This window comes from Streptomyces sp. NPDC004561, from assembly GCF_053602155.1.
This window is the reverse complement of record NZ_JBSGDB010000323.1, coordinates 1-10,402: the sequence shown is the minus strand read 5'-3', so window position 1 is coordinate 10,402 and position 10,402 is coordinate 1. Positions and strand designations below refer to the sequence as shown.

The following is a 10,402-nucleotide window of genomic DNA, read 5'->3' as shown; positions in this document are numbered from 1 at the left end:
GGGCGCCCGGGCGGACGGCCTGCAGGAGGCGGCCGCAGAGGTGGGTGAGGCCCGGGGCGGCCACGACGAGGCCGACGGCGGTGAGGAGCCAGCCGAGCAGGACGGCCAGGGCCTGGCCGGGGAGGGTGGAGAGGGAGGGGGTCTGCGCGTCGTCACCGGCGTAGGCCTGGGCCGCCAGGCCCGCGGCGAGGAGGGCGATGCCCCAGGGGAGGCCGGCGGGTGCCTCGCGGGGGACGGAGCCCGGCTCGGGCAGGTCCGCGGCCGGAGCCGGGGGCATGGGCTCGGTCGCGTCGCCGTCCGCCGGCGGGGCGCCGTCCGCCGCGGAACGGCGGCCGCCCGTGGGCTGACGGCCGAACCGCGCCCCGAACCTGCCGTACGCCCCGAAGGTCTCCCGGTCCACCGAGTTGCCGTACGCGCCGAAACGGCCGTACCTGCGGGCGGTGCCGGGACCGGCCGGGCGGGGGTCCCTCGGGCGGAGGGCGAGGGCGACCGTGGCCGAGGCAAGGGCCGGGAGGAGGGCCAGCAGGGTCAGGGTCGCCGCCGGGGGGAGGCGCTTGTCGGCGGCCAGGAATTGCGCCGCTGCGCCGTGGAAGGGGATGCCCGTCAGATCGCCGCGCAGGTAGAAGAAGAGCATCAGGGCCAGCAGCGAGCCCAGGGTGGTGGTCAGGGCCGTGGTCAGCGCCGAGATCGCCATCAGGCGGCCCGGGCCGAGGCCGAGCGCGGAGAGGCCGGGGCGCGGGCGGGTGGCGGGGTCGGCGCGGGCGACCGCGAGCGCGAAGTACACCGTGGCGGCGACCGGCACCGCGCACCAGCCGAGCCGCAGCGTGGCGGTGTCCGCGGCCTCGGGGTGGTTCAGGGCGTAACCGAGGCAGGACAGGACGAGGAAGGCGGTGCCCGCCGAGGCGGCCGTCACCAGCAGGCGGCGCAGCTGCACGGCGGGCCGGGCCGCGCGGGTCAGACGGAGAGCGAGCACGCGGCCCGGCCTTCCGTGTCGGCGGCTTCCGGCAGATGCACGGTCCGCACGCGCCGGCCGTCCAGCAGGGCCACCGTGCTGTCGGCGAGCGCGGCGGTGTCGGCGTCGTGCGTGGCGAGAACCACGGTGATGCCGTGCGAGCGGGCGGCCGTGGTGAGGGTCCGCAGGACGTGCGCGCGGTCGGCGCGGTGCAGCGGGGCCGTCGGCTCGTCGGCGAAGAGGACGCTGGGGGCGGTGGCCAGCGCCCGGGCGATCGACACGCGCTGGCGTTCGGCCTGCTGCAGCTGGTGCGGGCGCCTGCGGGACAGGTCGCCGACGTCCAGCCGCTCCAGCCACTCCAGCGCGGCGGTCTTGGCCCGGCGGCGGCTGGTGCCGCGCAGCATCAGGGGGAGCGCGGCGTTCTCCCAGACGTTCAGCTCGGGGACCAGGGCCGGCTCGGGGTCGATCCAGCCGAAGCGGTCCCGGCGCAGCCGCTCACGGCGCATCGGGCCGAGGGTGTGCAGGGGCGAGCTGTTGAACCACACCTCGCCGCCGCCCACCGGCGCCAGGCCGGACAGACAGCGCAGCAGAGTCGTTTTGCCGCTGCCTCGGGGACCGCTGACGGCGAGGATCTCGCCCTCCCGCACACCGAGCGAGATCCCGGAGAGTCCGGGCGACCCGTCGGGGTGCCTGAAGTGCAGGGAGCGTGCCCAGAGCACGTCGTTGTCCGGCTGGGCCTCCATGGGCGTACACCTCGGTTCTGATCCGTTTTCCCGTGTCCGATCCCCCGTACGGGCGAACGAGGACTGGGCCGGTCGGTCACTGGAACGCTAGGCAGCCGCCGCGGGGAGGCCGGACAGCACACGGCCCCGGGCCGCCGTTCTCACTCGAACGGGCGGCGCCGGGGCCGGGTCGATCATCCGGTCGGATGATCAGAGCTTCGTCCACGCCTCCGTGAGGGTGGCGCGGAGGATCTGCTCGATCTCGTCGAAGGTCTCCTGGTTGGAGATCAGCGGCGGGGCGAGCTGGACGACCGGGTCGCCGCGGTCGTCGGCACGGCAGTACAGGCCGTTGTCGAACAGGGCCTTGGAGAGGAAGCCGTACAGGACGCGCTCGGTCTCCTCCTCGTTGAAGGACTCCTTGGTGTGCTTGTCCTTCACCAGCTCGATGCCGTAGAAGAAGCCGTTGCCGCGGACGTCGCCGACGATCGGCAGGTCGTGCAGCTTCTGCAGGGTCTGCAGGAAGGCGCCCTCGTTGTCCAGCACGTGCTGGTTGAGGCCCTCGCGCTCGAACAGGTCGAGGTTGGCGAGGCCCACGGCCGCCGACACGGGGTGGCCGCCGAAGGTGTAGCCGTGCAGGAAGGTGTTGTCGCCCTTGTAGAACGGCTCGGCGAGGCGGTCGGAGATGATGCAGGCACCGATCGGGGAGTAGCCCGAGGTCATGCCCTTGGCGCAGGTGATCATGTCCGGGACGTAGCCGAACTTGTCGCAGGCGAACATGGTGCCGAGGCGGCCGAAGGCGCAGATGACCTCGTCCGAGACGAGCAGCACGTCGTACTGGTCGCAGATCTCGCGCACGCGCTGGAAGTAGCCGGGCGGCGGCGGGAAGCAGCCGCCGGCGTTCTGCACCGGCTCCAGGAAGACCGCGGCGACGGTGTCCGGGCCCTCGAAGAGGATCTGCTGCTCGATCTGGTCGGCGGCCCAGCGGCCGAAGGCCTCCGGGTCGTCACCGAAGATCGGCGCGCGGTAGATGTTCGTGTTCGGCACCTTGTGCGCGCCCGGGACGAGCGGCTCGAAAGGCGCCTTCAGACCGGGCAGACCCGTGATGGACAGGGCGCCCTGCGGGGTGCCGTGGTAGGCGACCGCACGCGAGATGACCTTGTACTTGGTCGGCTTGCCCTGCAGCTTGAAGTACTGCTTGGCGAGCTTCCAGGCGGTCTCGACGGCCTCGCCGCCGCCGGTGGTGAAGAAGACCTTGTTCAGATCGCCCGGGGCGTGGTCGGCCAGGCGCTCGGCCAGCTCCACGGCCTTGGGGTGGGCGTAGGACCACACCGGGAAGAAGGCGAGCTCCTGGGCCTGCTTGAAGGCGGTCTCGGCGAGTTCCGTGCGGCCGTGACCGGCCTGGACCACGAACAGACCGGCGAGACCGTCGAGGTAGCGCTTGCCCTTGTCGTCGTAGATGTAGGTGCCCTCGCCCCGCACGATGGTCGGGACGGGGGAGTTCTCGTACGAGGACATGCGGGTGAAGTGCATCCACAGGTGGTCGTACGCGGTGCGGCTGAGGTCCTTCTCGGTCACGGTTATCGGGTTCCCCACATGTAGGTCTGCTTCTTGAGCTTGAGGTAGACGAAGCTCTCGGTGGAGCGCACACCGGGCAGGGCCCGGATGCGTTTGTTGATGACGTCCAGCAGGTGGTCGTCGTCCTCGCAGACGATCTCGGCGAGGATGTCGAACGAGCCCGCGGCCATCACCACGTACTCGACTTCCGACATGGCGGTCAGCGCGTCCGCGATCGACTCGACATCGCCCTCGACGTTGATCCCGACCATCGCCTGCCTGCGGAAGCCCACGGTGAGCGGGTCCGTGACGGCGACGATCTGCATCACGCCCTGGTCCAGCAGCTTCTGGACGCGCTGGCGCACGGCCGCCTCGGACAGGCCCACGGCCTTGCCGATCGCGGCGTACGGCCGGCGGCCGTCCTCCTGGAGCTGCTGGATGATGGCGAGGGAGACGGCGTCCAGCTGGGGACTGTTGCCGTTCCTGGACTCGCGGGTGGAGTCCCTCTGGTCTGCGCTTCGACTGGCCACGGCCTCACTCTGCACGACGTCTCGATAGTTTCGCAAGGCCCGACCGATGAAATTCGTTGTTTGAGGGATCGAACCGTGCGGATTTCGCAGAACTCGCTGCGGCGGGGGTGTTGAAAACGTGGGTGCGCCGATTAGGGTGGGGTGTCTCAGCGGGTGGACAGCCGGAACCGGCTGGACCGGCTGAACAGCTCGAACCCTCGAACCAGATCAGGAGGCCGGCAGTGAGCACCGAGCTGCGTCGTCTGCGCAACTACATCGACGGTGAGTTCCGGGACGCCGCCGACGGACGGACCACCGAGGTGGTCAACCCCGCGACGGGCGAGGCGTACGCGACCGCGCCGCTGTCCGGACAGGCGGACGTCGACGCCGCCATGGAGGCCGCCGCCCGCGCCTTCCCGGCCTGGCGCGACACCACACCGGCGGAGCGCCAGAAGGCCCTCCTGAAGATCGCCGACGCGTTCGAGGAGCGCGCCGAGGAGCTGATCGCGGCGGAGGTGGAGAACACGGGCAAGCCGGTCGGGCTCACCCGCTCCGAGGAGATCCCGCCGATGGTCGACCAGATCCGCTTCTTCGCGGGTGCGGCCCGGCTGCTCGAGGGCCGCTCGGCCGGCGAGTACATGGAGGGGATGACGTCGATCGTCCGCCGTGAGCCGGTCGGCGTCTGCGCCCAGGTCGCGCCGTGGAACTACCCGATGATGATGGCCGTGTGGAAGTTCGCCCCGGCGATCGCGGCGGGCAACACCGTCGTCCTGAAGCCGTCCGACACCACCCCGGCGTCCACCGTCCTGATCGCCGACATCATCGGCTCGGTCCTCCCCAAGGGCGTCTTCAACGTCATCTGCGGCGACCGCGACACCGGCCGCCTGATGGTCGAGCACTCGACCCCGGCGATGGCCTCCATCACCGGTTCCGTGCGCGCCGGCATCTCGGTCGCCGAGTCCGCGTCCAAGGACGTCAAGCGGGTCCACCTGGAGCTCGGCGGCAAGGCCCCGGTCGTCGTCTTCGAGGACACCGACATCGCCAAGGCCGTCGAGGACATCTCGGTGGCGGGCTTCTTCAACGCGGGCCAGGACTGCACGGCCGCGACCCGTGTCCTCGTGCACGAGGCGATCCACGACGAGTTCGTCTCCGCGCTGGCGAAAGCGGCCGCCGAGACCAAGACCGGTCAGCCGGACGACGAGGACGTGCTGTTCGGCCCGCTGAACAACCCCAACCAGCTCAAGCAGGTCTCGGGCTTCATCGAGCGGCTCCCGGCCCACGCCAAGGTCGAGGCGGGCGGCCACCAGGTCGGCGACAAGGGCTACTTCTACGCCCCGACCGTCGTCTCCGGCCTCAAGCAGGAAGACGAGATCGTCCAGAACGAGGTCTTCGGCCCGGTCATCACCGTCCAGTCCTTCGCGGACGAGGACCAGGCCGTCGAGTGGGCCAACGGCGTCGAGTACGCCCTCGCCTCCTCGGTGTGGACCAAGGACCACGGCCGCGCGATGCGCATGTCCAAGAAGCTCGACTTCGGCTGCGTGTGGATCAACACCCACATCCCGCTGGTCGCCGAGATGCCGCACGGCGGCTTCAAGAAGTCCGGCTACGGCAAGGACCTGTCGGCGTACGGCTTCGAGGACTACACCCGCATCAAGCACGTGATGACGTCCCTCGACTGACCGGTCGCACCACCGAGCGGCCCCGGACAGGACACCTTCCCTGTCCGGGGCCGCTTCGTGTGTTCCATGCCCCGACGAGGCGTCAACCGCCCTGATCGACAAGGTGGTCGGGGAGGCGGGTCGCGGCTCGACGCAGCGTCGATTGTCCCCGCGCCGAGCGGGGCGGCATCCTTCCGGGGTGCCCCAGACCTCATCGCGTACGTCCGTGCTGCCCCGCCGTTCCCTCCTGCGCGCCCTCGGCGGCACCGCCGCGCTCGGTGCCCTCGCCGGCTGCGGGGTGCCCGCCGCCTATGTCGCGCCCGGCGACCGGGCCGTCGCCGACGAGTCCGCCGCCGACCGGAAGCTGACCTGGGCCAACTGGCCGCTGTACATCGACACCGACGACCACGACCCGAACCGCCGGCCCACGCTGGAGGCGTTCGAGAAGCGCACCGGGATCTCCGTGAACTACGTCGAGGAGATCAACGACAACGACGAGTTCTTCGGCAAGATCAGCCCAGCCCTGATGAACCACCAGTCCACCGGCCGCGATCTGATCGTCGTCAGCGACTGGATGTGCGCGCGGTTCGTCCGGCTCGGCTGGGTGCAGCGGATGGACCGGGCCCGCCAGCCGGACGTGGCGAAGCACCTCGACCCGCTGCTGCGTTCGCCCGCCTTCGACAAGGGTCGCGAGTTCACCGTGCCTTGGCAGTCGGGCATCACCGGCATCGCCTACAACCGCCGCAGGCTCGGCCGCGAGATCCGACATGTGAAGGACCTCTGGGCGAGCGACCTGAAGGGCCGTGTGACGCTCCTGTCCGGCCTGGACGAGGCCTTCGCGCTGCTGATGCAGGGCGAGGGCGTGGACATCACCAAGTGGACCGCGGACGACTTCCACCGGGTGTGCGACCTGGTCGAGAGGCAGGTGCGCCGGGGCCAGATACGCCGGTTCACCGGCAACGACTACACCAAGGACCTGGTCAGCGGGGACGTCCTCGCCTGCCAGGCCTACTCCGGCGACGTCATCCAACTCCAGGCGGACAACCCCGACATACGCTTCGTCGTCCCCGAGGAGGGCGCCGAGCTGTGGTCGGACTCCCTGATGATCCCCAACCGGGCCCGCCACAAGGCAAACGCCGAGCGGCTCATCGACTACTACTACGCACCCGAGGTCGCCGCGAAGCTCGCCGCCTGGGTCAACTACGTCTGCCCGGTCCCGGCGGCCCGCGAGGTCCTCGCCACCGCCAAGGACAAGGACACCGCGGCCCTCGCCGACAACCCCCTGATCTTCCCGGACTCGACGATGCGCTCCCGCCTCGCCATCGCCCGCGACATCACGTCCACGGAACGGGTGGAGTTCTCGAAGCGGTGGAACCAGATCGTGGGGTTGTGACGGGAGGGCGGTGTCCTAGTGCGACGAGGATCTTTAGTCGGCTCAAAATGGGATGGTTGGCACCAGTTGTCATGGCGGAAGTGGGACGCGATGTGTGTGACCGTCTCTTCCTCGACTATCGAGGTTGCTGAGACGTCCATGGGGGAGTCTTGTTCCGCGGGCTGTGGAACTGGTCCGTGCCACGTGGACCGGCGCACCGGAACGCTCCGCCGAAGATCCACCCTAATTCGCAGCAGAGCAGGCCACGAACATCTTCTAGTGCCAACTATCGATCCCGGTCGCAATCCTTCCGTTGTGACGGCGATCGAAGGAAACGCGAGCCCTGTAGATACGTCATCCATTCGCGGTGCATCAGGATCCTTGCTCAACCCTCACCATGACGTGGTCGGGATCCGGCAGTTCTGTCGGAGCGGCATCGCAGTACCACGAGAACTCGAGAGCCGAGAGCCTTCCGCCGCTCACCCAGAGGAGTAGTTCTCCGACAAGTTCTCCCGAGTCGTCCGTGACCGTGCCGGTGGCTGGGATGAGGCCGTCACCGATCCGCGCTTCCGGGGTACCAGCCGGCACTTCCAGATCGATGCTCGGAGAGTCGGCCCCCCAGTGTCCCATGACACGGGTCTCCGCAACTTGGTTCCTCAGTTCTTGTGCGCCGGGGAATTCCGGCGAGAGCAACTTGGTGAGGATGTGGTGTTCGAGGGGGGAGAGAGGTCTGCTGGGAGAGTGGTCCGTCATGGTGTCTTTCCTGGGAACTTGTCTTTGATGAACGCGGTTCCGACGCGGGGTATCCCGTTGACCATGGCGCCGCGGATAGTGACCGTTTCCCCGTCAATTGTACGGTCGACGACGAAGCCGCCGGATTCCGGGAGGTCGTCGCCTTCTCCGAGGCTGTTGAGGATGCGCCGGAACGCTTCGGAGCGCCCTCCCGAGTTCTTCACTATATCTTCAAAACCATGCTTCGGGGGATCAATCACATGCTCCAGCTTCCGGGGCGTATTGTCCATCTCGAAGGCCTTGTCAAGCGCCTCCTGAGTGCACTTAACCAGCCCTGTCGGGTCGATCCACCGGAAGGGGTTGGGAACGTAGGCGTGATGATTCGGCGCGGGGTCGAGGCCGAGGGGATCGGGCGAGAGATAACGCGCGGTTTCCGGGTCGTAGAAGCGGAAGAAGTTGTAGTGCAGTCCCGTTTCGGCATCGACGTACTGGCCGGGGAAACGCAACGGGCAATCGATGGATTCGCTCCCAGCCCCGGGGGCGATGGAAATACCCCAGAGGGTGGTGCGTTGCTGCCAGGCCACGGCGCCGTCCATCGTGACGAGCTCGGTCGGTGTGCCCGCTGCGTCAGTGATGACAGCGTGGAAGCGAGCGACGTGATCCGCGACCGTCTCCTCGGCCAGTCGGGCCAGGAAGGACTGCTCCCCTGTGCGGACGCCGGGCCGGTGGTCGGTCTGGGTGAGCGGACGATGTGTGCCTGGAGCGTACTCCCAGGTGGTCGTCATGCCGTCGACGGTGGTCAGCTCGGCCAGGCGGGTGTCGTCCCAGGTGTAATCCGTGTGTTCGACGGGCGAACCGTCGTCCGCAACCCGCGACTTGGCAACGCGGCGGCCCAGAGGGTCGTAGAAGTAGCGCCAGCGGTTGCCGTCCGGTGTGACCGCCTCCGTCAGGCGATCCTCCCCGTTCCAGGAGTACGTCCAGACGTGTCGCTGCCCATTGAGGAGTCGACGGGTCTTGCGTACGAGCCGGCCCTGGTCATCATGCTCATAGGTGGTGCCGCCAGCGCGCCGGATGAGTGTGCCGGCGAACTCGCGTTCCCCCGACACCTCGGAAACGGGCACGGTGGCGTGCGTCAGGTTTCCCGCCGCGTCGTAGGTGTACGTCTCCGTCCAGCCGTGAGCACGTACACCTGTGACGCGGCCGGTGCCGTCGAGGTCGAAGTCCTTCGTTCCGGCCGTGAGTTCCCGGATGCCGGAGAGGTAGCCGTCTGCGCGGTAGGCGTACTCCCGGTACTGCAGGAGGCGGTGGCCAGGCTCGGTCACAGGCGACGCCGAAGTCAGTGACTGGACGCTGAGGCGGTTGGCCGCGTCCCAGCTCTGGCTGAGTACCGTGCCATCGCCAAGACGGCGCTCGGTCTCGCGGCCGGCCGCATCATGGGTGAACGTTAGGCTGCCCGCATCGGAGTCCAGCCCGGTGGGACGCCCGACGGGGTCGTAGCTCCAGTGCGAGGTCAGCCCGGAAGGAGTCGTGCGACGGGTTCGCCGCCCCATCGCGTCATAGGCGTATGTCGTCGTCCGCCCGTTCACGGCCTCCGAACACACCCTGCCGAGCGCGTCACGCTCGTAGACAAGTTCGGCGTCCGCACCGACGGCGCGCGCCAGCTGCCCGGTCGGGGCGTATGCATATGTCGTGACGCTGTCTGTTCCGCTCCGCTCTTCAAGGACACGGCCGGATGTGTCCCTGCTGAAGGACGTCGTCTCGCCTGCACCGTTGGTTCGCGACAGCAGGCCAGCCACGGCATCGTGCGTGTACGTAAGGGAGCGGCCGTTGAAGTCTGTCTCGCTCACCAGGCGGTTGGCCGCGTCATAGACGTACGACCATGTATGGCCCTGTGCGTTGGTCACGCCGGTCAGACGAAGTTCCGTGTCATACGTGAACTGATAGTGCCCGCCGTGCGGGTCGGTACGAGTGGCGGGCACGTCGAAATGCGTCACCGTGTGGTGTGTGGTGTTGCCGGCTGCGTCTCTATGGGAGAGCAGGTTGCCTTCCGCGTCCCAGGTCCACGACTCACGGCTGCCGTCGGGGTGTTCACGCCAGGCGGGCCTGCCCTCGACAGTCCAGCCCAGGCGGGTGCGGTGCCCGAGCGGGTCCGCCAACTCGACCACCCGGCCGAACGGGTCACGGCGGATCGTCGTCCTGTGGCCCAGCTCGTCGGTGAGGACCAAGGGCAGGCCGGCGTCGTCGTAGGCGACGGTGCGGGCGTGTCCGAGGGCGTCAGTGATCGCCGTGGGCCGGCCTGCCGTGTCGTATGTGTACCGAGTCTCGGCGCCTAGCGGGTCCACAGCCGTCAGCAGGTTTCCCCGCTCGTCATACGTGTGCCGCCAGACCGCGCCGCCCGGCTCGACCACCTGGGTCGGTAGTCCGAGTGCGTTGTACTCCGCCCGGGCCGACGTGCCGTCGGGGAGGGCCAGGGCGGTGAGGTTACCGGCGTCGTCGTACGTGTACCGAGTGGTGTGGCCAAGGGCGTCGGTGACCGACAGCGGCTTGGCGCCGTATTTTTCCCACACTGTACGGGTGACATGGCCCAGCGGATCCGTCTCCTCCACCACCTTGCCTTCGGCGTTGTGGCGGTGGATGGAGACGTGCCCCTGGGAGTCCGTGTACGTGGTCGTGCGGGCGGTGTCGTTGTAGGTCAGGGTGCCGGACAGGATGCCGTCGACGCCCTCGGTGCGGACCACCCGGCCGCGCTCGTCGTAGACGTACGAGAACCAGGTTCCGTTGCGGTCGGTCCAGCGGGTGACGCGGCTATCGGTGTCGTAGGTGAAGCGCAGGGGCCTGCCGCTGGAGTTGATGACCTCGGTGAGGTTGCCGGTGGTGTCGTAGCCGTAGCGCATCACGGCCGT

8 protein-coding genes and 1 pseudogene are annotated in these 10,402 nt (G+C 68.8%); 2 read left to right on the top strand and 7 right to left on the bottom strand.

What is annotated here, in order from left to right:
• The 4 genes from ACWEN3_RS32085 to ACWEN3_RS32070 all read right to left on the bottom strand — a co-directional run.
• The coding region (locus ACWEN3_RS32085) for a hypothetical protein (RefSeq protein ID WP_452977902.1) at nucleotides 1-973 on the bottom strand (973 nt) is incomplete at its 3' end.
• Entirely contained in the window at nucleotides 955-1,695 is a 741-nt protein-coding gene (locus tag ACWEN3_RS32080; protein ID WP_452977899.1) for an ABC transporter ATP-binding protein, read from the bottom strand. The genes ACWEN3_RS32085 and ACWEN3_RS32080, both read right to left, overlap by 19 nt.
• 189 nt (nucleotides 1,696-1,884) lie before the next feature.
• The gene (locus ACWEN3_RS32075; RefSeq protein WP_452977896.1) at nucleotides 1,885-3,267 is read right to left on the bottom strand and encodes an aspartate aminotransferase family protein; all 1,383 of its coding nucleotides are present in this window, start codon (nucleotides 3,265-3,267) and stop codon (nucleotides 1,885-1,887) included.
• Nucleotides 3,252-3,773 carry an Lrp/AsnC family transcriptional regulator gene (locus ACWEN3_RS32070; protein ID WP_452977893.1) on the bottom strand — a complete coding sequence of 174 codons (522 nt, stop codon included), beginning with the start codon at nucleotides 3,771-3,773 and terminating at the stop codon, nucleotides 3,252-3,254. Before ACWEN3_RS32070 ends, ACWEN3_RS32075 begins: the two co-directional genes overlap by 16 nt.
• A 206-nt stretch (nucleotides 3,774-3,979) precedes the next feature.
• Between ACWEN3_RS32070 and ACWEN3_RS32065 the strand changes: the two genes are divergently transcribed.
• Both ACWEN3_RS32065 and ACWEN3_RS32060 read left to right on the top strand, forming a co-directional pair.
• On the top strand, nucleotides 3,980-5,416 hold the full coding sequence (locus tag ACWEN3_RS32065; protein ID WP_452977891.1) for a gamma-aminobutyraldehyde dehydrogenase: 1,437 nt from the start codon (nucleotides 3,980-3,982) through the stop codon (nucleotides 5,414-5,416).
• 178 nt (nucleotides 5,417-5,594) lie between these two features.
• A complete protein-coding gene (locus tag ACWEN3_RS32060; RefSeq protein ID WP_452977888.1) occupies nucleotides 5,595-6,788 on the top strand; it encodes an extracellular solute-binding protein in 1,194 nt (397 codons plus the stop codon).
• A 155-nt stretch (nucleotides 6,789-6,943) separates the two neighbouring features.
• Here the strand turns inward: ACWEN3_RS32060 and ACWEN3_RS32055 are convergent.
• The 3 genes and pseudogenes from ACWEN3_RS32055 to ACWEN3_RS32045 all read right to left on the bottom strand — a co-directional run.
• Nucleotides 6,944-7,129, bottom strand: a pseudogene (locus tag ACWEN3_RS32055) (PH domain-containing protein); the annotation flags it as partial.
• Nucleotides 7,130-7,139: 10 nt separating this feature from the next.
• The gene (locus ACWEN3_RS32050) at nucleotides 7,140-7,520 is read right to left on the bottom strand and encodes a hypothetical protein (RefSeq protein WP_452977885.1); all 381 of its coding nucleotides are present in this window, start codon (nucleotides 7,518-7,520) and stop codon (nucleotides 7,140-7,142) included.
• Nucleotides 7,517-10,402: RHS repeat-associated core domain-containing protein (locus tag ACWEN3_RS32045; RefSeq protein ID WP_452977881.1), on the bottom strand; the 2,886-nt coding region annotated here is incomplete at its 5' end. The genes ACWEN3_RS32050 and ACWEN3_RS32045, both read right to left, overlap by 4 nt.

Bases quoted from the DNA above. Each gene is read 5' to 3' on its own strand.
- ACWEN3_RS32050 (WP_452977885.1), bottom strand. From the start codon at position 7,520: ATGACGGACCACTCTCCCAGCAGACCTCTCTCCCCCCTCGAACACCAC.
- ACWEN3_RS32080 (WP_452977899.1), bottom strand. From the start codon at position 1,695: ATGGAGGCCCAGCCGGACAACGACGTGCTCTGGGCACGCTCCCTGCAC.